This window comes from Saccharopolyspora sp. NPDC045839, assembly GCF_056431645.1.
This window is the reverse complement of sequence record NZ_JBWKKH010000001.1, coordinates 455459-480650: the sequence shown is the minus strand read 5'-3', so window position 1 is coordinate 480650 and position 25192 is coordinate 455459. Positions and strand designations below refer to the sequence as shown.

At 70.5% G+C, this 25192-nt stretch carries 23 protein-coding genes; 10 read left to right on the top strand and 13 right to left on the bottom strand.

The genetic code is table 11. From position 1 onward, the window contains the following. Positions 1-312 precede the first annotated feature (312 nt). Positions 313-2130 (bottom strand): flavin-containing monooxygenase, encoded by a 1818-nt coding sequence (locus tag AC07EQ_RS02015; RefSeq protein ID WP_478386073.1) that lies wholly within the window; start codon positions 2128-2130, stop codon positions 313-315. 156 nt (positions 2131-2286) lie between these two features. On the opposite strand from AC07EQ_RS02015, the gene AC07EQ_RS02010 reads away from it, so the two are divergent. Next, positions 2287-3477 (top strand): sigma-54-dependent transcriptional regulator family protein, encoded by a 1191-nt coding sequence (locus AC07EQ_RS02010; RefSeq protein ID WP_478386072.1) that lies wholly within the window; start codon positions 2287-2289, stop codon positions 3475-3477. 28 nt (positions 3478-3505) lie between these two features. Here AC07EQ_RS02010 and AC07EQ_RS02005 read toward each other — a convergent pair whose 3' ends face one another. The 5 genes from AC07EQ_RS02005 to AC07EQ_RS01985 all read right to left on the bottom strand — a co-directional run bounded on the left by AC07EQ_RS02005 (position 3506) and on the right by AC07EQ_RS01985 (position 8578). Next, on the bottom strand, positions 3506-4222 hold the full coding sequence (locus AC07EQ_RS02005; protein WP_478386071.1) for an aspartate/glutamate racemase family protein: 717 nt from the start codon (positions 4220-4222) through the stop codon (positions 3506-3508). A gap of 23 nt (positions 4223-4245) precedes the next feature. Then, positions 4246-5727 carry an NCS1 family nucleobase:cation symporter-1 gene (locus AC07EQ_RS02000; RefSeq protein ID WP_478386070.1) on the bottom strand — a complete coding sequence of 494 codons (1482 nt, stop codon included), beginning with the start codon at positions 5725-5727 and terminating at the stop codon, positions 4246-4248. Positions 5728-6094: 367 nt separating this feature from the next. Continuing rightward, entirely contained in the window at positions 6095-6754 is a 660-nt protein-coding gene (locus tag AC07EQ_RS01995) for a GntR family transcriptional regulator (RefSeq protein ID WP_478386069.1), read from the bottom strand. Positions 6755-6803: 49 nt separating this feature from the next. After that, positions 6804-7553 (bottom strand): ABC transporter permease, encoded by a 750-nt coding sequence (locus tag AC07EQ_RS01990; RefSeq protein ID WP_478386068.1) that lies wholly within the window; start codon positions 7551-7553, stop codon positions 6804-6806. A gap of 65 nt (positions 7554-7618) precedes the next feature. After that, positions 7619-8578, bottom strand: a complete 960-nt coding sequence (locus tag AC07EQ_RS01985; protein ID WP_478386067.1) for an ATP-binding cassette domain-containing protein — start codon at positions 8576-8578, stop codon at positions 7619-7621. 424 nt (positions 8579-9002) lie between these two features. Between AC07EQ_RS01985 and AC07EQ_RS01980 the strand changes: the two genes are divergently transcribed. After that, a complete protein-coding gene (locus tag AC07EQ_RS01980; protein WP_478386066.1) occupies positions 9003-9665 on the top strand; it encodes a hypothetical protein in 663 nt (220 codons plus the stop codon). 128 nt (positions 9666-9793) lie between these two features. Here the strand turns inward: AC07EQ_RS01980 and AC07EQ_RS01975 are convergent, their stop codons facing one another. Then, positions 9794-10372: a helix-turn-helix domain-containing protein gene (locus tag AC07EQ_RS01975; RefSeq protein WP_478386065.1), complete on the bottom strand. Its 579-nt coding sequence runs from the start codon at positions 10370-10372 to the stop codon at positions 9794-9796. Positions 10373-10475: 103 nt separating this feature from the next. Between AC07EQ_RS01975 and AC07EQ_RS01970 the strand changes: the two genes are divergently transcribed. Next, positions 10476-11129, top strand: a complete 654-nt coding sequence (locus tag AC07EQ_RS01970; RefSeq protein ID WP_478386064.1) for an SAM-dependent methyltransferase — start codon at positions 10476-10478, stop codon at positions 11127-11129. A gap of 33 nt (positions 11130-11162) precedes the next feature. Continuing rightward, entirely contained in the window at positions 11163-11669 is a 507-nt protein-coding gene (locus AC07EQ_RS01965; protein WP_478386063.1) for a DinB family protein, read from the top strand. Positions 11670-11695: 26 nt separating this feature from the next. Here the strand turns inward: AC07EQ_RS01965 and AC07EQ_RS01960 are convergent, their stop codons facing one another. From AC07EQ_RS01960 to AC07EQ_RS01950, 3 genes are all read right to left on the bottom strand, one after another. Further along, the gene (locus AC07EQ_RS01960) at positions 11696-12943 is read right to left on the bottom strand and encodes a dihydrolipoamide acetyltransferase family protein (RefSeq protein WP_478386062.1); all 1248 of its coding nucleotides are present in this window, start codon (positions 12941-12943) and stop codon (positions 11696-11698) included. Further along, complete coding sequence (locus AC07EQ_RS01955) at positions 12940-13968, bottom strand: alpha-ketoacid dehydrogenase subunit beta (protein ID WP_478386061.1); 1029 nt, start codon at positions 13966-13968, stop codon at positions 12940-12942. The genes AC07EQ_RS01960 and AC07EQ_RS01955 overlap by 4 nt, the downstream gene beginning before the upstream one ends. A gap of 203 nt (positions 13969-14171) precedes the next feature. Beyond that, positions 14172-15224 carry a thiamine pyrophosphate-dependent enzyme gene (locus AC07EQ_RS01950; protein ID WP_478386060.1) on the bottom strand — a complete coding sequence of 351 codons (1053 nt, stop codon included), beginning with the start codon at positions 15222-15224 and terminating at the stop codon, positions 14172-14174. A 105-nt stretch (positions 15225-15329) separates the two neighbouring features. Between AC07EQ_RS01950 and AC07EQ_RS01945 the strand changes: the two genes are divergently transcribed. After that, positions 15330-15827: an Lrp/AsnC family transcriptional regulator gene (locus AC07EQ_RS01945; protein WP_478386059.1), complete on the top strand. Its 498-nt coding sequence runs from the start codon at positions 15330-15332 to the stop codon at positions 15825-15827. A 30-nt stretch (positions 15828-15857) separates the two neighbouring features. Here the strand turns inward: AC07EQ_RS01945 and AC07EQ_RS01940 are convergent, their stop codons facing one another. The 3 genes from AC07EQ_RS01940 to AC07EQ_RS01930 all read right to left on the bottom strand — a co-directional run bounded on the left by AC07EQ_RS01940 (position 15858) and on the right by AC07EQ_RS01930 (position 18603). Next, positions 15858-16655 (bottom strand): exodeoxyribonuclease III, encoded by a 798-nt coding sequence (locus AC07EQ_RS01940; protein WP_478386058.1) that lies wholly within the window; start codon positions 16653-16655, stop codon positions 15858-15860. A 101-nt stretch (positions 16656-16756) separates the two neighbouring features. Next, positions 16757-18238 (bottom strand): CoA transferase, encoded by a 1482-nt coding sequence (locus AC07EQ_RS01935; RefSeq protein WP_478386057.1) that lies wholly within the window; start codon positions 18236-18238, stop codon positions 16757-16759. Positions 18239-18387: 149 nt separating this feature from the next. Next, entirely contained in the window at positions 18388-18603 is a 216-nt protein-coding gene (locus AC07EQ_RS01930) for a hypothetical protein (protein ID WP_478386056.1), read from the bottom strand. A 307-nt stretch (positions 18604-18910) separates the two neighbouring features. Between AC07EQ_RS01930 and ligD the strand changes: the two genes are divergently transcribed. The 5 genes from ligD (at position 18911) to AC07EQ_RS01905 (ending at position 25102) form a co-directional block, all read left to right on the top strand. Continuing rightward, positions 18911-19813 carry a non-homologous end-joining DNA ligase gene (gene ligD / locus AC07EQ_RS01925; RefSeq protein WP_478386055.1) on the top strand — a complete coding sequence of 301 codons (903 nt, stop codon included), beginning with the start codon at positions 18911-18913 and terminating at the stop codon, positions 19811-19813. 74 nt (positions 19814-19887) lie between these two features. Further along, positions 19888-20379, top strand: a complete 492-nt coding sequence (locus tag AC07EQ_RS01920; RefSeq protein ID WP_478386054.1) for a 2Fe-2S iron-sulfur cluster-binding protein — start codon at positions 19888-19890, stop codon at positions 20377-20379. Continuing rightward, the gene (locus tag AC07EQ_RS01915; RefSeq protein WP_478386053.1) at positions 20376-21362 is read left to right on the top strand and encodes an FAD binding domain-containing protein; all 987 of its coding nucleotides are present in this window, start codon (positions 20376-20378) and stop codon (positions 21360-21362) included. The genes AC07EQ_RS01920 and AC07EQ_RS01915 overlap by 4 nt, the downstream gene beginning before the upstream one ends. After that, complete coding sequence (locus AC07EQ_RS01910) at positions 21359-23449, top strand: xanthine dehydrogenase family protein molybdopterin-binding subunit (protein ID WP_478386052.1); 2091 nt, start codon at positions 21359-21361, stop codon at positions 23447-23449. Before AC07EQ_RS01915 ends, AC07EQ_RS01910 begins: the two co-directional genes overlap by 4 nt. A 330-nt stretch (positions 23450-23779) precedes the next feature. After that, entirely contained in the window at positions 23780-25102 is a 1323-nt protein-coding gene (locus tag AC07EQ_RS01905) for an RNA-guided endonuclease InsQ/TnpB family protein (protein ID WP_478386051.1), read from the top strand. The last annotated feature ends 90 nt before the right edge of the window (positions 25103-25192 follow it).

The following is a 25192-nucleotide window of genomic DNA, read 5'->3' as shown; positions in this document are numbered from 1 at the left end:
TTGGATGTCGTGGTGTGAGGTGTGGTAGGGCGGGGTTTTGTCTTTGAAGCGGCGCAGCCGCTTAGCCCACCTACTCAGCTTGCACCGCTGCGGGTTCTCAGGTGTTTTCTCGCGAGGACAGCCCCGACGTGGTGAATTGGCATTCATGAGTCGGGGATCCCACAGCGAGAAGACGCCTGAGGTTCCGCTACCCGCACCGCTACGCAGGATGAGTTTGGAAACAGGCTCTATAGCGGCCCAAAAGTACTCGCGGCCGGAGTGACCAGCGGACGCGTTGAACCTGAAAGTCCGGAACAGGTCCGCGCCGGCCGGTCAGGACAGGTGGTGCACCTCCTGCAGGCCGTAGACCGGCGTCGGGATGCCCTCGTACCTGGCCTTGAGCTGCAGGGCGAGGTAGAGGGAGTAGTGCCGGGACTGGTGCAGGTTCCCGCCGTGGAACCACAGGCCCTGCTGCTGCGTGGGTTTCCACATGTTGCGCTGCTCGCCCTCCCACGGCCCGGGGTCCTTCGTCGTGCCCGAACCCAGGCCCCAGCACTTGCCCACCTTGTCCGCCATCTCCTGGCCGGCCAGGTCCGCCACCCAGCCGTTCATCGAGCCGTACCCGGTCGCGTAGACGACCACGTCGGCCGGCAGCTCGGTGCCGTCGGCGAGCACGACGCCGTCGGCGGTGAGGCGGTCGACCTTGCCGTGGGCGAGGGCGATCTCGCCGTCGGCGACCAGTTCGGAGGCGCCGACGTCGATGTAGTAGCCGGAGCCGCGGCGGAGGTACTTCATGAACAGCCCGGATTCGTCGTCGCCCCAGTCGAGCAGGAACCCGGCCTTCTCCAGCCGGTCGTAGAAGTCCGCGTCGCGCTCCCGGATCTGCTTGTACACCGGGATCTGGAACTCGTGCATGATCCGGTACGGCAGCGACGCGAAGACCATGTCGGCCTTGTCGGTGGTCATCCCGGAGCTCACCGCGCGCTCGGAGTAGAGGTCGCCCATGGCGATGTCCATCAGCGACTCGGACCTGACGATGTGCGTGGAGGAGCGCTGCACCATGGTGACCGCGGCGCCGTGCTCCCACAGCGCGGCGCAGATGTCGTGGGCGGAATTGTTGGAGCCGATCACGACCGCCCGCTTGCCCGCGTAGGAGTCGGGGCCGGGGTGCTGCGAGGAATGGTGCTGATCGCCCTGGAAGAGCTCCATCCCAGGAAACGACGGGATGTTCGGCTTGCCGGACATGCCGGTGGCGAAGACGAGCTGCCGGGGCGTGAGGGTGATCGCCTCGCCGTCGCGGTCGACCACGACGGTCCACTGCTCGGTGGCGTCGTCCCAGCCGGCGGAGGTGACCTCGGAACCCGTCCAGTACGGGACCTCCATCACCTGCGTGTACATCTCCAGCCAGTCGGCGATCTTGTCCTTGGGCGCGAAGACCGGCCAGTTGTCGGGGAAGGGCAGGTACGGCAGGTGGTCGTACCAGACCGGGTCGTGCAGGCACAGGCTCTTGTAGCGCTTGCGCCACGAATCCCCGGCACGGGCGTTGCGTTCGAGGACGAGGGCGGGCACGCCGAGCTGGCGGAGCCGCGCGCCCAGCGCGATGCCGCCCTGCCCGCCGCCGATGACGACGACGTAGGGCTGCTGCTCGCGCCCGAGCTCGGTCGTCTCGCGGTCGCGTTCTTGGGCCCAGGAACGACGTCCCCTGATCGTCCCGTGGTGGGCGCCCTTCGGGCGCCGTTCGCGCCGCGGTTCCTCGAATCCCTTGAGCTCGCGCAGGCTGGTGAGCAGCGTCCAGCCGCCCTCGTCGGTCAGCCGGAGATGTCCCTTCCCGCGGCCGCAGGCCGTCTCGAACTCGATCCACGCCTCGATGACGCCCGCCGACTCGACCGGGGCCTCCGTGGTGCGGAATCCGGCGGGGGCGGTGTGGGCCAGACAGGACTCCAGCATGTGCGCGATGCCCTCGCGCCCCTCGACGGTCTTGAGGTTCCACGTGAACGACACCAGGTCCCGCCAGTAGCTGTCGGCGGCGAACATCGCGGCCGCCTGCTGGGCGTCGCCGGCCGCGAGCGCGGACTCGAAACGATTCAGCCAGGCATCGACGAGCTCCTGCGGGGAGCCGGGCCGTGCCACCGGGTCGATCGTCTGCGTCATCGCAACTCCCTGTCATCCCAGTTGTCGAGTAACGCAGATCACACCCTTCGTTCGGAGTGGCCGGCAAGGGTTGCAGCGAATTGCACTCGGCTATCGCGTGCAGTGACCGGTGCCACATATCATCGTCGCGAGGGCGATGGCGCGGGAGGTGGACCGGTGAGCGTTCCGCACGCTGTCCCGCCGGGTCGGCACCTGCCCGACTACGCCCGCGACCTGGTGCGGATGCACGACGCCGTCATCTCCGGAAGCAGGCCGCAGCTGCGCCCACGCGCCCTCGTCTCCCGTTCCTGGTCGCGCGTGCTCGGGCTCGGCCTCACCGCCGACGGGCGCAACGTCCGCGCCGCCCTCGCCGAGGAGGAACTCACGCGGCGGCGGCACGATTCGCCGCTGCGGAACGTCATCGGCGAACTCAGGCAGGTGATCGGGGCGGTGTCCGACGCCTCGCCGCTGCTGCTGGTGGTCACCGACGCCGATGGCGTCATCCTCTGGCAGGAGGGTGCGTCGCCGGTCCGTCGCCGGGCCGAGGACCTCGGCTTCCGCCCGGGCGCCGAGTGGACCGAGGCGAACGTGGGCACCAACGCGATCGGCACCGCGCTGGCCGAGGCCGCACCGGTCGAGCTGCTGGCGGGCGAGCACTTCGAGCAGGGCCAGCATCCGTGGTACTGCACCGCCGCGCCGATCCACGACCCGCGCACCGGCGCGCTGCTGGGCGTCGTCGACGTCAGCGGGCCTGCCCTGACGCTGCACCCGGCGATCGGCGCCCTGGTGGAGACGGCGCGGCGGCTCGCCGAGTCCCAGCTCTGGCGCGGCCATCGGCAGGGCCTGGAACGGCTGCGGCGGTCGGCCGGGCCGCTGCTGGCCGCGGCTGCCGGGCCGGCTCTGCTGGTCGACGACGACGGCTGGGTCGCGCACAGCTCGGGCATCGCGGTGGGGGACCGGATCGCCGCGCCGGCCGACGGGCAGGTCATCGCGGTTCCCGGCGTCGGTGCCTGCCTGCCCGAGCGGCTGGCGGACGGCTGGCTGATACGGCCGTCGGACCGCGGGCGGGCGGTGCTGCTCGACCTCGACCTGTCCGGCTCGCCGGTGCTGCGCCTGCGCTCCGGCGACGCGGCATGGAGCCGCCCGCTGACCAGGCGGCACGCCGAGATCTTCGCGCTCCTGCACTCCGCCGGCCCCGCCGGCCTCACCGCGCAGGCGCTCAGCCGGGCCCTGTTCGGCGACACCGAGCACCTCGTCACCGTCCGCGCGGAGGTGTCGCGGCTGCGCCGCCTGCACGGAACTCTCGTGGAGACCAGGCCCTACCGGTTGGCCGGCGGAGTCGAGCTGGCCGTCCACCGCGCGCCGTGATCCCGGGGCGCGGTGAACCACCGGCCGTTCACTGCAGCGGCCAGCCCTTGAGGGGCTTGGGCTGCGGCGTGGGGTAGGCGCGCTTGGAGGTGGTGAGGTTCTGGTTCACCAGGGCCTCCGCCAGGCTCACCGCCGCGGCGACCCCGTCGACGACCGGGACGCCGACCTCTGCCTCGATCCGCTCCGCGAGGCCCGCCATTCCGGCGCAGCCGAGCAGGATCACGTCGGCGCCGTCGTCCTCCACCGCCAGCCGCGCCTCCTCGACGATGCGCGTGGCGGCCCGGTCCTCGTCGGCCTCCAGCTCCAGCACCGGGATCTCGGCGGCGCGCAGCGCCGCGCACCGGCCCGCCAGGCCGATCAGCTGGAGGCGGTCGTGGATCTGGCCGAGCGTGCGGCGCAGCGAGGTGACCACCGCGTAGCGGCGGCCGATCAGGCACGCCGTGTGCGCGGCGGCCTCGGTGATGTCGACGACCGGCACGTCGAACAGCTCCGCGAGCCCTTCCTTGCCGTGCTCGCCGAAGCCCGCCAGCACCACGGCGTCGAAGGGTTCTTCGAGCCGGCTGACGCGGTCCATCACCGCCACCGCCGCCAGGTAGCTCTCGAAGTTTCCTTCCACCGAGCCGGCCCCGAAATCCGGTGTCACCGCGACGATTTCGGTGGTGTCGGAGGCTACTTTCACGGCCTGCTGCCGGATTGCCTCGGTGACCGCCTCGGTCGTGTTGACGTTGGCGACGACGATCCTCATGCTTCCCCTCACGGACTGGCTGTTCACTCGGCGGCCACGGCGATGGCTTCGCCGTCGACGTCGTGGAATTCGTGCTTGCGATCGCCGATGACGGCGTAGATGGCCGCGCCGAGGATCGCCCCGACGAACCAGGAGAACCCGGCGACGACCTCGAAGACGGGCACCAGGGCCACGATGACGGAGATCGCGGCGGCGGGCACGAACGCCCAGACCGCCTTGGGGTTGTAGCCGTTGCGGTAGTGGTACTCGCCGTCGGGGTTCTCGGTGTAGAGGTCCGGGACGTTGACGCGGGCCTTCCGCAGCAGCCAGTAGTCCGCCATGATCACGCCGAAGATCGGGCCGAGCAGCGCGCCGAGGCCGCCGAGGAAGTAGTTCACCACGACGGGGTTGTCGTAGAGGTTCCACGGCAGGATGACGAGGCCGATGACGGCGCTGACCAACCCGGCCCGGCGGAAGTTCAGCTTCTGCGGGAAGAGGTTCACGAGCACGTAGATCGGCGCCACGAAGTTCGCCATCAGGTTCACCGCGATCGTCAGGATGATCAGCGCGACAGAGGCGCTCGCGAGCAGGATCAGGTTGGGGATCGTCTGCACGATGTCGGTCGGGCTGGTGATCACCCGGCCGTCCAGCTTGAACTGCGCCCCGCTGAGGACGACGACGATGCCGGCGAAGAAGAGCATGTTCACCGGAATCCCGATCAGGTTCCCGCCGATGATCGACTTCCGGCTCTTGGCCGAGCGCGTGAAGTCGCAGAAGTTCAGCACGAAGGTCCCGTAGATCACGACCCAGAGCGCGGCGCCCTGCAGGATCTGCAGCCACATCGCCCCGCCGGTCAGCGGCTGCGAGGTGGAGATCGAGATGGAACCGCCGGCGCGGACGAACATCCAGATCGCCAGCGCGCACATCGTGATGAGGGTGGTCGGCGCGGCGATCGCCATGTACTTGCGGATCACGTGCATGCCGTAGCTGACGATGAGGACCTGGACGGCCCACAGCGCGAGGAAGGTGATCCAGCCGAGCGTCGAAAGCCCCAGCGCGGACGTCGTCTCCAGCACCTGCAGCCTGGGGAACATGGCCACCAGGAGGGCGTTGAGCACGGCGGCCGCGAGGTAGGTCTGGATGCCGAACCAGGCGATCGCGACGATGCCGCGGACGGCGGCCGGGATCCGCGCGCCCTTGGTGCCGAACGCGATGCGGCTCATGACAGGGAAGGGCACGCCGGTCTTGTGGCCCATGTAGCCGGACAGCGTCAGGAGCAGGAACAACAGCACCGAGGCCAGCACGAATGCCAGTAGAATGCCCCATACGCTCAGCCCCAGCGCGAACAGGCCGATGGCGAAGGCGTAGTTGCCGAGGCTGTGCACGTCATTGGCCCAGAGCGTGAAGACGTTGTAGGCGCCCCAGCGGCGCCCCTCCTTCTTCGTCGGGGCGAGGTCGTAGCTGTACAGAGCGGTGCTGGCGGAGCCGGGCGGATCCGTGGCAGTTCGGTCGTCCGTCGCGGTCATAAGGCTGCTCCCGGGTTTCCACGTTGAAACATTCGGCTACCTTGAATTTCCTATTTATTCCACGATGTGGAAGTATAAGAATATGTATACGTAAGGTAGGCCTGACCGAATCGCTGGTCAAGAGTTGGCCGGGTCGTTCGTATGCCGAAATCTTCGCCGGGCGCGGTTTTCCCGGCAAACGCACCGGATCCCCCGTGCCGTTGTGGCACAAGGGATCCGGTGTGCGGAAATCTCCGGCGCGCCGCGCAGGGTCAGCGGTTCGCGGGGCGAAGGCCGTCGAGGAGGGTTCCGACGAGCCTGTCGATCGAGGTCGCCGCTGCGTCGGAATCGATCCGGCCGAGTTCCTGGAGTGGGGCGCCGGAGCCGGTCAGAAGAGCATGCGTTCCAGGACCATCTGGCGGCTGGACAGGACGTGCTGCTTCGCCACCTCCGCGGCGCGGTCCGCGTCGCCGGCGGCGATCGCGGCCTGGAGCGCCTCGTGCTCGGTGCAGACCCGCTCGGGTTCGAGGTTCATCCGGAACAGCCAGGCCAGCCGGCTGTGCAGCGGCTCCAGCATCGACGCCAGCAGGTCGTTGCCCGCGAGCCCGACGAGCGTGTCGTGGAAGGTGGCGTTGGCGTCGGACATCGCGTTGACGTCACCGGCCTCGTGCGCCTCGCGCGCCTTGCGGGCCAGGTCTGCCAGCTGCGCCACTTCCTCGGCCTCGGCGCGCTCGGAGGCCAGCCGGGCGGCGTAGACCTCCAGCGCCTCGCGGACCTCGAACAGCTCCTTGACCTGCTGGCGGTCCAGGCCGCGGACGAACACGCCCCGGCGGCGCGGCAGCACGTCGACGAACCCTTCGCTCTGCAGCATCCGGATCGCCTCGCGCACCGGAACCCGGGAGATCCCGAGCTCGGCGGCGAGTTCCTGCTCGAAGATCCGGTCACCGGGGCGCAGCCGGCCATCGGCGATGCGGTCCTGCAGTTCCCTGCGCACCTGATCGCGCAGGGGGACGCGGGTTTCCGCGGTTTGCTCACCGGTGACCGACACGGCTCCTCCTCCTGGGTCGCGCGCTGCCCCCAGCCTAGGCGAGGCGGGTTCAGATGCCGCGCTTCATGGCGCGCGTTCCCAGCCACAGGCCCGCGGCTGCGATGACGCCCGCCGCGATGATCCCGTACGACACCGACGGGTCCGCGAGCTGCCCGGAGAACAGCGCCCGCTCGGCGTCGGCGATGTGCGAGACCGGGTTGAACCGCGCGACGACCTGCAGCCACGCCGGGCCGAAGTCCATCGGCAGCAGCACCCCGGACAGCAGCAGCAACGGGAACAGCACGAGCTGCGTGATCGCGTAGAACAGCTCGCCGCCCGGGTGCGAGGCGATCGCCAGCACGAACGACAGCGCGCCGAGCCCGACGCCGAACACCAGCAGCAGGGCCAGCCCGGCGAGCACGCCGGTGGGGTGCAGCTGGAAGCCCAGCGGCACGGACAGGGCGATGAGCAGCACCGCCTGCACCAGCAGCAGGGCGAACTCCTTCAGCGTTCGGCCCACGAGCATCGCCGAGCGGTTCAGCGGCGTCACCAGCATCCGCTCCAGCGAGCCGCCGCCGAGCTCGACCAGCAGGTTGTAGCCGGCCATCATCGGGCCGAACAGGCACATCATCACGAGGATGCCCGGCACGAACCACTGCCACGGCGCGGCGTCGAACCCGGAGGTGCCGGCCAGCAGCGGCCCGAAGAGGAACAGGAACAGCACCGGCTGCGCCATGTTGAACAGGATCACCATCGGCTCGCGCAGCGCCGGGGTGAACTCCCGGGCGAAAACCGTTGCGGTGTCGCGGAAGAATTGCATCGATCGGTCCTTTCTGCGGTTCAGGTGTCGTGAGTGCGCGAGCCGGTGAGAACCGGAACCGGCACTCACGACTCGTCTTCGCCTTCGCGGAGGCTTCGGCCGGTGAGCACGAGGAAGACGTCGTCCAAGGTGGGGCGCGTGGTTTCGGCGGCGATCGCCTTGACCCCGGCTCCTTCGAAGGCGCGCAGGTATTCCGGCAGCGCGGTGTCGGCGCGGGGCACCCGGACCTGGACCGACTGGCCGTCGACGGTGACGGCGTCGGGGGAGGAGAGCCGGGCCGCGGCCTCGGCCGCCGGTGCCGCGTCCGCGTGGGCGACGGTGATGGTGATGCGGTCGCCGGCGAGGTCGGCCTTGAGCTGTTCGGCCGTGCCGTCGGCGATGACCCGGCCGTGGTCGACGATCACCACCCGCTCGGCCATGCTGTCGGCCTCGTCGAGGTAGTGCGTGGTGAACAGCAGTGTCGTGCGGTGTTCTTCGCGCAGCCGCAGCACGTGCTCCCAGATGTTGGCCCGGCTGTGCGGGTCGAGGCCGGTGGACGGCTCGTCCAGGAACAGCAGCGCCGGGCGGTTGACCAGGCCCATCGCGATGTCGAGACGGCGGCGTTGTCCGCCGGAGAGCGTGCCCGGCTTGCGGGCCGCCAGCGGGGTCAGGTCGAGCAGGTCGAGGACCTCGTCGGCGCGGCGCCGGGCGTCGTGGCGGGTCAGGCCGTAGCTGCGGCCCTGGGTGATCAGCTCGTCGCGGGCGCGGAAGTTCTCGCCGGCGCTGCTCCGCTGGCCGACGTAACCGATGCGGGCGCGCACCGCGGTGGGGGAGGCGACGATGTCGTGCCCCGCGACGGTGGCCGTTCCGGACGTGGGCGGCAGCAGCGTGGTGAGCATCCGCAGGCTGGTCGACTTGCCGGCGCCGTTCGGCCCGAGGAAGGCGACCAGCTGGCCGGGCTCGACGTCGAGGTCCAGGCCGCGCACGGCGTCGACCGGCCGGCGTTTGACGGTGAACCGGCGGGTCAGGCCGCGGGCGTGGATCATCAATGGCTCCTTCTGCACGGTTGCCCTGGAAATGGGCATGACGAAGAAACCCCGGTTCGGGGGTTTCGGGCGAGATGACCGATCCTGGCGCGCGGCGGGTCGGCGGTCAAACGTGAACGGCACTTTCATGTTTGCCCTGACCTGCGAAAACGCCGTCGTCGGCGTGCTCGGTCGGGGCGCTGCGTGCGGCCGACTTCGCTGGTCGGCGGCCATTTCTGGAATTTCCGAAGGAATTCAGCTGTGAACCCGAGGTTCACGGCTCTGTCTGGCTTTGAAGTTCGCGAGCTTCGCTGAGCTGTTCCGTGCTAGCCGGAGACTCATGGAGGAGTTCGCCGAGGACGACGGCTGACGCCGGTGAAGGTCCGGTTGTAAACCTTGGGTTCACATTGATACTGTGAACCCAAGGTTTACAAGGAGGTCGGACATGTCGGCGGAAGAGGCCGGGCGGTTGGTGCGGCAGATGGCGGACGCGGTGCCGGTCGAGGCGATCGACCCGGGCCCGAAGGGCAGCGACTTCGGCGACGAGCAGGAGCGCCGGGTGGCCGCGCTGGGCAGGCTCCGCGCAGCGCTGGAGGCAGAGGAGCTGATGGCCGAGGCGGCGGGGCGCAACACCGCCGCCGCGGCGGCGGAAACGGTGTGGCTCGGCGCGAGCCTCGCGGACCTGAGCACGGTCACCGGCCGGTCCCGGCAGGCGGCCCGCAAGCGATGGCCGGAGCTGGGCGGCATCTACCGGCGCCGCAAGTGGCTCGGCGACCACGTCGAGGACATCGCCTACATGGCGGGCCTGCTGGCGTCCCGCGCCGACGACCTGGTGCCCGGGCGCGGCCAAGGCACGTTCATGAAGCTGATCCGGCAACTGCGCGAGGGATTGCGCCGCAGCGAGGACGACTTCGCTCAGGACACCCGGGAGGGCGCGGACCCGGCGGCGCGCTGGCGAGCGCTCGACGACCTGGTGAACGTGACGCTGCGCGAAATCATCGAAACGGCGGGAAAACCGGCGACCCCGGAAGCGGACTTCGCCCTCCACGGAGCCCGCGGAGTCCTCGGCTACTACGACCACGCCACAGCCGAATCCCCGGAGGCCTGACCAGCCAGGCGCGGCAGGAATCGTCCAATTTTAGGCAAAATTGGAAGTTCCTGCCGGGCTCCGGCCGGGCGTGCTCGTCGAGCAGGCTGCGATCGGGAGGCGTTGCAGGCGCCGCGGTGCGGTCGGGTTCACGGGGTGCGCGGCCGGACGTGGACGCGTTCGCCTTGCAGTCCGAACAGGATGAGCAATTCGACCGTGCGCCCGTCGGCCGACCCCAGCCAGTGCGGCAGCGTGGTGTCGAACTCCGCGGCCTCGCCCGGCGGAAGGATCAGATCCCGTTCGCCCACCACCAGCCGCAACCGTCCATTGAGGACGTAGAGCCACTCGTATCCGCTGTGGGTCTGCAGGGTGGGTTCGGCCGGCTCGGTGCGGCTCGGGATGAGCATCTTGTACGCGTGCACCCCGCCGGGCCTGCGGGTGAGCGGGATGAAGGTCATGCCGTGGCGGTGGATCGGCTGCAGATGGATCCGCGGGTCACCGGTGCGGGGAGCGCCGACGAGGTCGTCGAGCGGGACGTCGTAGGCGCGGGCCAGCGGTAGCAGCAGCTCCAGGTTCGCCCGCCGCCGCCCGCTTTCCAGGCGGGACAGGGTGCTCTCCGAGATCCCGGTCTTCGCCGCGAGTTCGGCCAGGGTGCTGCCGCGCTGCCGGCGCAACGCACGCAGCCGTGGCCCGACCGCGTCCAGCACGCCCTCTATTTCCTCGCTCATGCCCCCCAGTCTTGCCGGTTCGGCAAGGTTCCGTGCAATCGGTGTCGTCTGCGCGTGAAGGTGGTTGCCGTACCCAATAGCCGGCACGAGGGAGAAACCGACAATGGGCCAGGATTCCACCGGTACGACGACGGGCGCCGACGCCGCCGGCTTCTGGGACGAGCTCTACCGCGATCCCCGGCCTGCCCAGACCGGCCGGGCGAATCCCGTGCTGGCCGAGATCGCCGGGGGTCTTACCCCGGGCACTGCCCTGGACCTGGGCTGCGGGGCCGGCGGTGACGCGCTCTGGCTGGCCGGTCGCGGGTGGCGGGTGACCGCGGTCGACATTTCCGCCAACGCCGTGCGTCGCCTCGCCGAGAACGCCTGGGCGCGCGGCCTGCAAGCGATGGTGTCCGTGGCATGCGTCGACCTGGCGGAGGACTTCCCGGAGGGCAGCTTCGACCTGGTGTCCGCCCAGTACTTCCAGACGCCGTTCGCGTTGCCCCGGGCCCGGGTTCTGCGCACCGCCGCGCACGCGCTGCGACCCGGCGGGCGGCTCGTGGTCGTCGACCACGGCTCCGCGGCGCCCTGGACCTGGAACCAGGACCCCGGGGCCTACTACCCCACGCCGGACGAGGTGTCCGCCGAGCTGGCCCTCGACCAGGCCCGGTGGCGCGTCGAGCGCGCGGACATGCCCAGGCGGCACGCGACGGGACCGGGCGGCCAGACCGCGACCGTCGTCGACAACGTGCTGGTCATCCGCCGGGAGGCGGCCTGATCTCCCATCCTGCCCCGATCTGAGAGGACGACCATGCCGCAGATGCACCGCCCCGCCGAGCACCGTCGCGACGCCGGCCCCCCGAAGACCGGGACCGGGGAGAAGGACGTGCTGCTGGGCTTCCTCGACTACCTGCGCGACTCGGTGATCGCCAAGACGCACGGCGTCCCGGAACCGCAGGTCCGCACGCCCGGCGTGGCGTCGGGAACGAACCTCCTCGGCCTCGTCAAGCACCTCACCCACGTCGAACGCCACTGGCTGCTCGGCGATCCGGTCACCGACTGGGCAGCGACCTTCCGCCCGGAACCGGAGGAAAGCGCCGACGACATCCTCCTCGCCTACCGGGAAACCACGGCCCGCGCGAACGAGGCGATCGCCGCCTGCCCCGACCTCGCCGCGGCCGGACCGCGCCCGGGCGGGCGGCCTGGCGCGGCACCGTCCCTGCGCTGGACCCTCGCCCATCTGATCGAGGAAACCGGGCGCCACGCCGGGCACGCCGACATCCTGCGCGAACTCATCGACGGCGCCACCGGACGCTGACCCACCCGAGTCGACCGCTGGGGTGGTCAGAGGTCGGCGAGCGCTGCGATCGGGTTTTCGGCGCAGTCCGCGATGTAGCGGAGGAAGCCTCCTGCCGTTGCTCCGTCGCAGACCCGGTGGTCGAACGTCAAGGACAGCTGGGTCACCTTCCGGAGGGCCAGTTCTCCTTGGTGGGCCCAGGGTTTGTCGATGATCCTGCCGACGCCCAGGATCGCCGCCTCCGGGTGGTTGATGATCGGGGTGGAGCCGTCCACGCCGAACACGCCGTAGTTGTTGAGCGTGAACGTGCCGCCCGTGAGGTGCTTGGGTTCGAGGTCTCCCGCACGGGCCAGGACGGTGCGGTGCGCGATCGCTTCGGAGAGCTGCGCCGTGCTCATCTCGTGGGCGTCGCGGACCACCGGAACCATCAGGCCGCGCGGTGTTTGCGCGGCGAAGCCGAGGTTGATGTGCCGGAACTGGACGATCTCGCCGCGTTCGGTGTCCACCGAGGCGTTGAGCTCCGGGAACCGCCGCAGGCCCGCCACGCAGAAGCGGGCGATCAGCGACAGCAGGCTGATGTCCGCGCGCTCCTTGAGCAGTGCGCGGGCCTCCAGCAGGCGGGTCGCGTCCACGTCCACCCACGTGCTGGCGTCCGGGATCTCCCGGCGGCTGCGGGCCAGCTTGTCGGCGACGGCGCCGCGGAGACCGCGCAGCGGCGTGCGGATCTCGCCGTCCCGCTGGGGCGGTTCGGGGCGCGCCGCGGAATCCACATCGCGGCGCAGGATGACACCGCTCGGCCCGGTGCCGACCACATTGGACAGATCAACGCCGTGTTGCTTGGCGAGCCGGCGCACGATCGGCGAGAGCACGCGCGGAGCGCCGTTAGGGCTCGGCGCGGCCGACGCGATCTGAGGCTCTGCGCTTCGCAGCGTGCGCGACGTGGTGTGCGCCCGGCGGCGTCGGCGGGTGGCCGCTGCGCCGGTTCCGTAGCCGACGAGCACGTTGCCCGAACCGGCCCGCTCCTCGGTGCGGTGCTGTTCGTGCGGCGAGTCGTCGCACGCGATGGTCGTCAGCGGCGCGCCCACGGCCAGCACGTCGCCGGCGGCGCCGTGCAACGTCTCGACCACACCAGCGTGCGGGCAGGGCACGTCGACGACCGCCTTGGCGGTCTCCACCTCGACGACGACCTGGTCCGCCTCGACCCGGTCGCCGACCTCGACGTGCCAGCGGACGATCTCCGCCTCGGTCAGGCCCTCCCCGAGGTCGGGCAGCGCGAACTCCGCGGAGCGCGTCATGCGGCGTCCTCCTGGCTCCGGGCTCCGCCGAGCCACTTCGCGTCCGGCTGGTCGTCCCACTGCAGCCGGTCCAGTGCGTCGAGCACCCGGTCGACGCCCGGCAGGTGCACGTGCTCCAGCTTCGGCGGCGGGTACGGCACGTCGAAGCCCGCGACGCGCAGCACCGGCGCGGCCAGCGAGTGGAAGCAGCGCTCCTGCACTCGCGCGGCGATTTCCGCTGCCACACCGGCGAATCCGGGAGCCTCCTGGAGCACCACGCAACGCCCGGTGCCGCGGACGGCTTCGGTGATCGTCTCGTCGTCGAAGGGCACCAGGCTGCGCGCGTCCACGACCTGGACGTCCCAGCCCTCTTCCTCGGCCGCCGCGGCGGCTTCCATGGCCAGCGGCACGCCGGGGCCGTAGGCGATCAGCGTCGCGTCGCGGCCCGGCCGGCGGATCGCGGCGCGCCCGATCGGCTCCGCCTTCGCCGGCAGCTCGATGTCCTGTTTGGACCAGTAGAGCTTCTTCGCTTCCAGGAACACCACCGGATCGGGATCGTCGATGGCCTCGCGCAGCATCGAGTAGGCGTCCGCGGCGGTCGCCGGCGCGACGACCTTGAGGCCCGGGGTGTGCGCGTAGTAGGCCTCGCTGGAGTCGCAGTGGTGCTCCACGCCGCCGATGCCGCCCGCGAACGGAACCCGGATGACGATCGGCATGCCGACCGCGCCGCGCGTCCGGTTGCGCATCTTCGCGATGTGCGAGACGACCTGCTCGAACGCGGGGAAGGCGAAGGCGTCGAACTGCATCTCCACCACCGGGCGGAAGCCGGCCATCGCCATGCCCACCGCGAACCCGGCGATGCCCGATTCGGCCAGCGGAGTGTCGAAGCAGCGGTCCTCGCCGAACTCGGCCTGCAGGCCGTCGGTGATCCGGAAGACGCCGCCGAGCCGCCCGACGTCCTCGCCGAAGACCACCACGCGCTCGTCCTCGGCGATGGCGTCGCGGAGCGCGGCGTTGAGCGCCTGAGCCATGCTGGTCGGTGCCATTTAGAGGTCCTTTCAGGATGCGGCGTCAGCCGCATGCGGTGGGGGACTCAGCTCGCACCGCCGCGGGTTCTCAGGCGTCGTTTGGCGAGGACAGCCCCAGCGCCGTGTATTGGTCATACATAAGTCGGGGATCCCGGAGTCCAGGCGGCGTCTGAGGTTCCGCTACCTGCACCGCCGCGCAAGCCCCAATTTGAAATCTTTTCTTACAGCGTCTCCTGTTCGGCCTGGAGCTGGGCGAGCTGCTCGGTCAACTGCGGAGTCGGTTCGGCGTAGACGTGCCGGAAGAGGTCCTCGGGATCGACCGCGGGCTCCTGCTGCATGCGAGTGCGCACCTGGGCGGCGAACTCCTCGGCCTCCGCGGCGATCCGCTCCACCGCCGCGTCGTCGAGGTGTCCGCCGGCGCGCAGGTGGCGCTCCAGGAGGCCGATCGGGTCCCGCTGCTGCCAGTGCTCGACCTCCCCGGGCGGCCGGTACCGCGACGCGTCGTCGGCATTGGTGTGCGCTTCCATCCGGTAGGTGTGCGCCTCGACGAGGAACGGGCCGTTCCCGGCGCGAGCGTGCGCCACCGCACTGTCCAAAACGGACAGGACCGCCGCGGCGTCGTTGCCGTCGACCTGCTCGCTGCGCACCCCGTAGCCGATTCCCTTGTGCGCCAACGAAGGCGCGACCGACTGCTTGGCGAGCGGGACGCTGATGGCGTACCCGTTGTTCTGCACGAAGAAGACCACCGGCGCGCGGAAGACGGCGGCGAAGTTGAGCGCCTCGTGGAAGTCGCCCTCGCTCGTGGCGCCGTCGCCGAGCAGCGCCATCGCCACGGTGTCGTTGCCCTTGCGGGCCTCGCCGTGGGCCAGCCCGACCGCGTGGAGCGTCTGGGTGGCCAGCGGCGTGCACTGCGCCGCGGTGCGGGTCGCCGGGACGTCGTACCCGCAGTGCCAATCCCCGCGCAGCAGCGTCAGCACCTCGACCGGGTCGATGCCGCGCGCCACCAGCGAGACCGAATCGCGGTAGGTCGGGAACAGCCAGTCATCGGCGCCGATGCTCAGCACCGCGCCGACCTGGCAGGCCTCCTGGCCGCGCGAGGACGGGTACACCGCCAGCCGGCCCTGCTTGGTGAGCGTGGTGGCCTGCGCGTCGAACCGGCGGCCGAGCACCATCGCCCGGTAGGCGGCCAGCAGCCGGGCGGGCTCCGGCATCGGGTACTTCGGATCGGGCTGCTCCAGCAGCCGCACCGGGCTGCTCGACGGAAGCCATTCCACGGCCGTAACCTCCTCAGGACGACTGGCTTGAGATGGTCGGCCAGATAGGTCACGTGATACAAGTCATGGCCGGATAATCGGAACGAACGGCATAGAGGAAGCAACATGGCCGACCAAACGTCCATCGGGATCGATTCGCGGGGCGGCCGGTCCGGACGATCGGCACCGGCGCTGGACGAGATCGACGCGCGGATCGTCGAGGAGCTGGGCCGGGACGGGCGGATGTCCGTCCGCACGCTGGCGGAGCGGGTGAGCATCTCCCGCACCAACGCGCACAGCCGCGTGGAGCGGCTGATCTCCAGCGGGGTGATCACGGGTTTCCACGCGCGGGTCGACCCGGTCAAGGTGGGCCGGGGCACGGCGGCCCTCATCGGCCTGTCCATCGAGCAGGGCGCCTGGCCCGAGGTGTCCCGGCGGCTGGCCGCGACCAGCGGCGTCGAGCACGTGGCGCTGGTGGCCGGGGACTTCGACTTCGTGGTGCGGGTCCGGACCGAGGACAACCGGTCGCTGCGGAACCTGGTCTTCGACCACATCCAGTCGCTGCCCGGGGTCCGGAACTGCCACACCTGGCTGATCTTCGACGAGTTCGAACCCGAGCGGTGAGATCGAGCCTCCGCCTGGTGGCGGCGCGGGTTACAGGTCGAGGTCGACGACCACCGGGGTGTGGTCCGAGGTGCCCTTGCCCTTGCGGGCCTCGCGGTCGACGTAGGAGTCGGCGACCGCACCGGTGAAGCGCTCGTTGCCGTAGACCAGGTCGATGCGCATGCCCTGGTTGTTCGGGAAGCGCAGCTGCCGGTAGTCCCAGTAGGTGAACGGCACGTCGTACTTCAGCGCCCGCGGGTAGACCTCGGCGAGCCCGGTCTCCGCGAGCGCGGCGAGCGCTTTGCGCTCGTCCTCGGTGACGTGGGTGCTGCCCTCGAAGGCCGCGATGTCCCAGACGTCGGCGTCGGTCGGGGCGATGTTGAAGTCGCCGAGCACGGCGAACGGCCGGTCGGCGGCCAACTCCTCGATTGCGGTGGCGCGCAGCGCGTCGAGCCACCGCAGCTTGTAGGCGTAGTGCGGGTGCCCGACCTCGCGGCCGTTCGGGACGTACACCGACCACACCCGCACGCCGCCGCACGTCGCGCCGATCGCCCTTGGCTCCTGGGTCTCGAACATCGCGCCGTCGGCCTGGAAGCCCGGCTCGTCGAGCAGCCCGCGGCGCACCTCGTCGATGCCGACCCGGGACAGCACCGCCACGCCGTTCCAGCGCCCGGCGCCGTGCGCGGCGACCTCGTAGCCGAGCTCGCCGACCTCGTCGACCGGGAAGGCGTCGGCGGCGCACTTGAGCTCCTGGACGCACAGCACGTCCGGTTCGGCCTTGCCCAGCCAGTCGAGCAGCTTGGGCAACCGGGCGCCGACGGAGTTGACGTTCCAGGTAGCGATCCGCATGCCCGAACCCTGTCACACCACCCCGTCACCGGCGGCGAGGGGCACCCGGGAGCCGTGCGCACTTCGTGTCGCCATAGCAGCACGAAGTGCGCACGGGCTCATCAGCGGGGGAGCCACTCGGGGCGGCTGGCTCCGCGGGGGAGGAGGACGTGCCGGTAGGCGCCCGGGGTTTCCGACATGCGGACCTGGTCGGTGACGCCTTGGTAGCGGCCGAGGGGCGTGTCGGCGGTGAAGGTCTCCGGGTCCAGGTAGGCGTGCTCCTCGCCGGTGCCCGCGACGGCGTGGGCGTAGTCGCGGTCGAAGATGCCCATGCTCAGGATCCACAGGGCGGCCCGGGTCAGGGAGACGTGCACGCGGTAGCTGCCGCCCTCGGTGGCGCGGCGGATGAGCGCCTGGCCGACGCCGAGCGCGAGCAGCCACGACACGATGTAGTCGTTGACCACCAGGATCGGCGGCAGCGCCGGCGTCTCGCCGTCGCCTTCGAGGTTCATCATCCCCACCAGGCTGCCCGCGGACTGGTCGAAGCCGACCCGCTGCGCCCACGGCCCGGCGTTGCCGTTGAGCATCGCGGTGGCGTGGATGATGCCCGGGCGGGTGGCGGCCGCCTCCTCCGGCGACAGCCCGATCGACTCCAGGTAGCCGGGCCGCCGGTTGGCGTAGAACACATCGGCACCGGCGAGCAGCCGCCGGATCAGCGCGGCGCCCTCCGCCCGGTACGGGTCCACTGTGGCCGATCGGACGCCGACGTTGGCGGTGATGTACGTGATGTCGTGCTCGAGTTCGCCGGGGCGCCAGATGTTGAGCGCGTCCGCGCCGTGCAGCGCCAGCGCGCGTCCGGCGCCGGCCCCGGCGATCACGTGCCCCATGCCCAGCGCGCGGACGCCGTCCAGCGGCGCGCTGCCGGAGCGGAACGGTTCGGGGTCGCTCTCGCCGATCTTGGTGATCTCGATCAGCGGCATGTCGGCGAAGAAGTCGCGGTACTGGACCTCGGCGAGCAGCTCCGCCGGGCTGCGCAGCATCGGCATGACCACGCCCGCGGCCTCGCCCGCCTCCTCCAGGTCGCGGGCCCGCCAGCCGGCGATGGCGCGGCCCACCGCCGCCGCGTCGTCCGGCACGCCCAGCAGCTTCTGCGCCCCCGCCTTGAGCTTCGGGTACGGGTTGAGCGGCATGACCCACCGGTCGTCGGCGGTGCGGTAGAAGGCGAAGCCCAGCGCGTTGCTCGGGTTCGCCGGGCTCGCGCCGGGATAGCGGTTGAGCAGCTCCCACCGGCGGTCGTAGAACGGGCACAGCCGGTGCGGGGCCGTGCGCAGGTCCACCGAGATGTCCTGGCCGCGCCCGCCGCGCAGCTGCCAGATCTTGGCCATCACGACCGACTTGGCGGCCAGCGCGATGGCCGCGGCCCCGCCCAGCCGCAGCGGGCTCGGTACCACCGGGTCCGCGCCGCGGAAGGGGACGCGCCCACCGGAGTCCGCCGGGTCCAGCCCGACGCCGGCCAGCAGGTCGGCGAGTTCGGCGTTCGGATCGAAGGCGTCGTCGGTGGCGGGGGCGGCGATCGCCTTGCTGATTCGCTCGGTGAGGGACACGGTTCCTCCTGGACTGGTGCCGCGCGGAATTCCTTATGCAGGCTAACTATTCACCGCGCGCCCGGCTGGACCGATTCGCGAACGCGGCGTGACCGCGCCGGTCACGCGACGTGACCGGGGAGGATCCACTGAGGACTGGGGACGCGACGTCAGCGGAGCATGTTGTGCTCGCCCGCGTACTGGTAGCGCCACACGCCGTCCGCGCGCCGGTCGTGCCGGTCGTAGCGGGCGCAGGGCGCTTCGCCGTCGCGCGGGGACGGGAAGGTGAACTGGCCGAGGGGTAAATCCCTGTCCGGAGCGGGGATGATGAACGAGCGGCCGTCTTCGGGGCCGCCGATCAGTTCGGCGTGCACGTGCTGCTGCATAGGTCTTCTCCCGGGCTCGGCCCCAGTCGGTTCTTGCCCCATAGGACCAAATGCGGCGGCCCGGAGTTCCACACTTCACCCGATCGTCTCAATGAGAGGCCGCTGCACGGTCAACGGACATCGCGCGAACGGCCGTACCCGCCATCCGATTGATCGGGCTGCCCGCCGGGTACGCGGATGACATGGCCGAGAACGACCTGGCGACCTACCGCCGCAAACGCGATCTCGCGTGGTCCGGGGAGCCCCCGGTGGCGAGCCGGGGCCGGTGCTCACCGGCCGGGCCAACGATGAGCTGCGGTGACGGCCGGTGACCGCGCTGGTGGAGGTCGACGGGCGGCGGATCGAACTGTCCAACCCGGACAAGGTCCTCTACCCCGACGACGGGTACCGGAAACGGGATGTAATCGAATACTTCCGCTCCGTAGCTGAGGTGATGATCGAGCACGCCCGCGGCAAGCCGATGACGCTGCGCCGGTTCCCGGACGGCATCGGTTCCGGCGGGTTCTTCCAGAAGGAGGCTTCGGACCACTTCCCGGACTGGGTGCGGGTGGCGGCCGTGCCGCAGCGGGGCGAGCCGGGCACGGTGCACCACGTCGTCGTCGACGACGCGCCTACCCTGCTCTACCTGGCCGGTCAGGCGTGCCTGGAGTTCCACATCGGACTGTCCATGGTGGATGATCTGGACCGGCCGGTCCTCGCCGTGCTGGATCTCGATCCGCCCGAGGGCGCCGGTCTGCCGGAGCTCCGCGCCGTGGTGCGGCGGACGTGCGAGCGGTTCCGGGACGCCGGTCTGTCGCCGCACGTGCAGGCCACCGGGGGCAAGGGGTTCCACGTCGCCGCCGCGCTGCGCGGCGAGCGGGGCTTCGACGAGGTCCGGGCGGCCATCCGGGAGCTCGCCGAGCAGGCCGCGCGCGACGAGCCGGACCGGCTGACCGTCGAACAGCGGAAGGACAAGCGGGGGGACCGGATCTTCTTGGACACCAACCGCAACGCCTATGGCCAGACGATGATCGCGCCCTACTCGCTGCGAGCCCGCCCGGGCGCCCCGGCCGCCACCCCGTTGGACCTCGACGAGCTCGGCCGGGCGGCGCCCCGGTCCTACGGCCTGGCGAACATGGCGCGGCGGCTGGCGCAGAAGACCGACCCCTGGGCCGGCCTGGAGGACGCGCGATCCGCCAGCGACTTTCCGCATCCCGGCAACCCCGCCTGAGCTGGTCCAGAGTGGCGTGAGTGACTCGGCGGCCTCCCGGGTACGCCTGTCGAACGGGTTCGAGGGGAGGGACCGTGGAAACCGAGATCACCCTCGTCGTGGACGGGACCGAGCACCGGTTCACCGTCGACACGCGCATGACCGTGCTCGACGCACTGCGGGAAGCGCTGGGGATCACCAGCGCGAAGAAGGGCTGCGACCACGGCCAGTGCGGTGCGTGCACCCTGCTGATGGGTGACCGCCGGGTCAACAGCTGCCTGATGCTCGCGGTGGCCTTCGACGGCGCCGAGTTCCGCACCGCCGACGGCCTCGTCGGCGCCGACCTGCACCCGGTGCAACGGGCGTTCATCGAGCACGACGCCTTCCAGTGCGGGTACTGCACGCCCGGCCAGGTGTGCTCCGCCGTCGGCGTGCTGTGCGAGATGCGCGACGGGGAGCCGAGCGCGGTCACCGCGGACGGCGCCGGGCTGGCCGACGAGATCCGCGAACGGATGAGCGGGAACCTGTGCCGCTGCGGCGCGTACGCCAACATCGTCCCGGCCATCGCGGAGGTGGCGCAGCGATGAAGCCGTTCCACTACCAGCGCGCCGCCGACGTCGCCACCGCGGTGGACACCCTCTCCGCGACGCCCACCGCCGCGTTCCTGGCCGGCGGCACCAACCTCGTGGACCTCATGAAGCTGGAGGTCGAGCAGCCGGACGTGTTGGTGGACGTCCGGCGGCTGACCTCCGGCCGGATCGAGCAGCACCCCGAGTTCGTGCGCATCGGCGCCGCCGTCACCAACACCGCTCTGGCGGCCGATCCGGTGATCCGCGAGCGCTTCCCGATGCTTTCGCAGGCGGTCCTCGCGGGCGCCTCCGGCCAGCTGCGCAACCTCGCGACAACGGGCGGGAACCTGTTGCAGCGCACCAGATGCGTCTACTTCCAGGACGTGACGACGCCGTGCAACAAGCGGGAGCCCGGGACGGGTTGCTCGGCGCGGGAGGGCTTCCACCGCGAGCACGCGATCCTCGGCACGTCCGAAGCGTGCGTCGCCACACACCCGTCCGACATGGCGGTGGCGATGGTCGCGCTCGACGCGGTGGTGAACACCCAGGGGCCGCACGGGCAGCGGGCGATCCCGCTGGTCGGGCTGCACCGGCTGCCCGGCGACGAGCCCGAGCGGGACACCGTCCTGGAGCACGGCGAACTGATCACCTCGATCGACATCCCGTCGCTGGGCTTCGCGGTGAACTCCCGGTACCGCAAGGCCCGCGACCGCGCCTCGTACGCGTTCGCGCTGGTGTCGGTGGCCGCCACCGCGGACGTCGCCGACGGCGAGCTGCGCGACGTCCGGCTGGCGTTGGGCGGCGTCGCTCACAAGCCGTGGCGGGCGACGCGGGCCGAGATGGTGTTGCGCGGAGCCGCTGCGACCGAGGAGAAGTTCCGGGAGGCCGCCGATGCGGAGCTCGCCGACGCACGGCCGCTGCCCGGCAACGAGTTCAAGATCCCGTTGACGCGCAACATGATCGTCGACGTCCTCGCCGAGCTCGCGGAGGTGCGGCGATGACCGCCACGACCAGCCTGATCGGCGCGCCCGTCGACCGCATCGAAGGCGACGAGAAGGTCCGGGGCGCCGCGCTGTACGCGGCGGAGCACCCGGTCCAGCGGCCGGTGCACGTGTTCCCGCTGCAGTCGGACATCGCGCTGGGGCGGATCACCGGCATCGACACCGCGGCGGCGATGCGCGAACCCGGCGTGCTGGGCGTGCTGACCTACGAGAACGCGCCGCGGCTGGCCTCGACCAAGGACGCCGAACTGGCGATCCTGCAGTCGCCCGAGGTCGCCTTCCGCGGGCAGTTCATCGGCGCGGTGCTCGCCGAGACGGCGGAGGCCGCCCGGCGGGCGGCGAACCTGGTGCGGCCGAGCTACGAGACGCGCACCCACGACGTCTCCCTCCACCCCGCCCGCACCGACCTGGTCAAGCCCGGCGAGGTCAACGGCGGCTTCCCGACCGACACCGACGACGGCGACGTGGACGGCGCACTGTCCACCGCGGCGGTGGTCGTCGACGCCACCTACACCACGCCGCAGGAGCACAACAATCCGCTGGAACCGCACGCCACCATCGCGATGTGGACCGACGACGAGCTCACCCTCTACGACTCCACGCAGGGCGTGCACTGGGTGCGCGACACGATCGCGGCGCTGTTCGGCATGGAACCGCACCGGATCCACGTGGTCTGCCCCCACACCGGCGGCGGCTTCGGTGCCAAGGGGCTGCCGCACGCGCACGTGGTGCTGGCCGCGATGGCCGCGCAGCTCGTCGCCCCGCGACCGGCGAAGCTCGTCCTGACCCGCCAGCAGATGTTCTCGGTGGTCGGCTACCGCACCGGCACCATCCAGCGGATCCGGCTCGGCTGCGAGGCCTCCGGCGTGCTGACCGCGATCAGCCACGACGTGGTCGAGCAGACCTCCCGGATCAAGGAGTTCGCCGAGCAGACCGCCGTGCCCACGCGCGTCATGTACGCCGCGCCGAACCGCCGCACCACGCACCGGCTGGCCGAGCTCGACGTGCCGGTGCCGTCGTGGATGCGCGCGCCCGGCGAGGCGCCGGGCATGTTCGGCCTGGAGGTCGCCATGGACGAGATGGCGATCGCCTGCGGCCTGGATCCCGTCGAGTTCCGCATCCGCAACGAGCCGGACACCGACCCCGAGACCGGTCGGCCGTTCTCCAGCCGGAACCTGGTCGCCTGCCTGCGCGAGGGCGCGCGGCGGTTCGGCTGGGCCGGGCGCGATCCGGCGCCGCGCGCGCACCGCGACGGGCCGTGGCTGGTCGGCACCGGGGTGGCCGCCTCGACGTACCCGGTGTTCAGCATGCCGGGCTCGCGGGCCATCATCCAGGCCCGGCCGGACGGCCGCTACCGGGTGCTCATCGGCGCCGCCGACATCGGCACCGGGGCGTGGACCGCGCTCACCCAGATCGCGGCCGACGCGCTGGGCGTCGGGATGTCCGAGGTGGCGCTGAGCATCGGCGACACCGACCTGCCCTACGCCACCGGCGCGGGCGGGTCGACCGGCATCCTGTGCTGGGGTTCGGCCATCGTGGACGCGGCCCGCCGGCTGCGCACCGAGCTGCCGGCCGGGGAACCGGTCCCGGACGAGGGCGTGGAGGTCACCGGGGCGCTGCCGGACAACCCGTACGCCGGGCAGCTGTCCATGCACAGCTTCGGCGCGCAGTTCGCGGAGGTCCGGGTGCACGCCGCGACCGGGGAGCTCCGGGTGCCGCGGCTGCTCGGGATCTTCGCGGTCGGCCGGATGATCAACGCCAAGACCGGGCGCTCGCAGCTGCTGGGCGGGATGACCATGGGGCTGTCCATGGCGCTGCACGAGCACAGCGTGGTCGACCCCCGGTTCGGGCACGTGGTCAACCACGACTTCGCGGAGTACCACATCCCGGTCAACGCCGACATCGGCGACATCGAGGCGGACTGGATCGACGAGCACGACCCGTACGTGAACCCGATGGGCGCCAAGGGGATCGGCGAGCTGGGCATCGTGGGAACGGCGGCGGCGATCGCCAACGCAGCCCACCACGCCACCGGCATCCGAGTCCGGGACCTGCCGATCACCCTGGACAGATTCCTGTCCAGGTAGGGCGCGCGGTTCGGTCTTCCTCAGCACATCGTCAACAAAGGGCGGAAGTGTCTTCCCTGTTGCTGTTCATAGTCGTGAACAGTCGACAGTGATCTCGGGTGCGAAGTTCATGGGCGGGTGCACGCGGGTGGCATTGCTGTTGAGCGCGAACCCTCGCGTCGGAGCCTTGGCGAACCGCCCACACATGATCTCCTCCAGTTACGGAAGGCGGGAGCAAATGAACACCGGGCGCTGATACCTCGCGGCGAAGACGAATTGAGTGTGGATAAGAAAGACCGCATGTCGCCCGGCGCGGGACCGGTTGTCAAGGTCCGTACTTCAAATGAGACGATGATCTCCGTGAAGGCGAACACGGCGGTGAAGCTCCGCCTGTATCCCAATCGGGCGCAGGCGGAGCGGCTTGCGTCGTGGTCGCATACCTGCCGGGCGGTGTGGAACACCGCTCTTGCTCAACGAATCTGGGCGTACAACTCCGCACGACGCGAGACGGTGCGCGCGGCGGAGCAGTGTGCGGAGTTGACCGAAGTCCGCCGTGACTTCGACTGGCTGCAGGATTTGCCTGCCCAGTGCGCACAGCAGGTCCTTAGACAGCTCGACGCGGCGTATGACAATTTCTGGAACCCCAACCACCCGGCGGGGTTCCCGCAGTTCAAGAAGAAATCCCGCCGGCAGGGGATCACGTTCCCTGGCCAGGCTGTGCGGGTGCGGAAGGTGTCACGCCGTATGGCACAGGTGAAGCTCCCAAAGGTCGGATGGGTTCGGTTCCGGTCGTGTCGCGCGCTCGGCGGCACTGTCCGCAATGCCACGATCTCCCGTGACGGTCTGGGTTGGCATGTCGCGTTCGGTGTCCACCAAGCCGAACTGGCCGAGCGACCTGTGAACACCGGCACCCCGGTCGGTGTAGATATGGGCATCGCGTGCTCGGTGTTTGTCTCCGGCGAGGATCGGGCGCGTCAGCGGCCCGATACCCTCACCCCCGGTGAACAGAAGCGGCTACAAGGCCTGGAGCAGCGCAAGGCACGGCAGCTCGCGTACGCAAAGAAACACAACCAGGGCAATTACTCAACCCGGCTGCGCAAGACCCTGGGGCAGATCGCAGCTCTCAAAGGTCGGCAGGCCCGCCGTCGTGCGGACTGGAACCACAAGCTCACCACGGACCTGGCTAAAAACCACGGCCTGATCGCGGTGGAGGACTTGCGGGTCCGCAACATGCTCCGCTCGGCGAAGGGTACCGCCGAACAGCCTGGCCGCAACGTTCGCCAGAAGGCCGGGCTCAACCGCAGCATTGCTGATCAAGGATGGTTCGACATCCGACGCCAGCTCGGATACAAGACTCGTTGGTACGGCAGTGAGCTGGTCGCGGTTCCCGCACCGGGGTCGTCGCAGACCTGCCGCGAGTGTGGTGTGCGGGACCCTGGCTCGCGGCAGGGGTGCGGCAGGTTGTTCGCGTGCATCGCTTGCGGGCATGCCGAACACGCTGACAGCAACGCTGCGCACACCATCCTTGATCGGGCACTCAGCACCGCCGGATGGGCGGGAACCAGCTCGGGCGGTCGCGCTGGTTCGCGGAGCACGCGCAGTCCGAAAGGGCGAGGCACCCGATCAGGTAGCCGGATGCGTGAACCATCCTCGAATGCCACCGCCGCAGCATGACTTCGAGGAATCTCCTTCTTTCAAAAGGAGAGGACGTCAAGACTGGAAGTACACCGGGTTTTTGAGTTTGGTTCGCGCACCGGTTCGCCG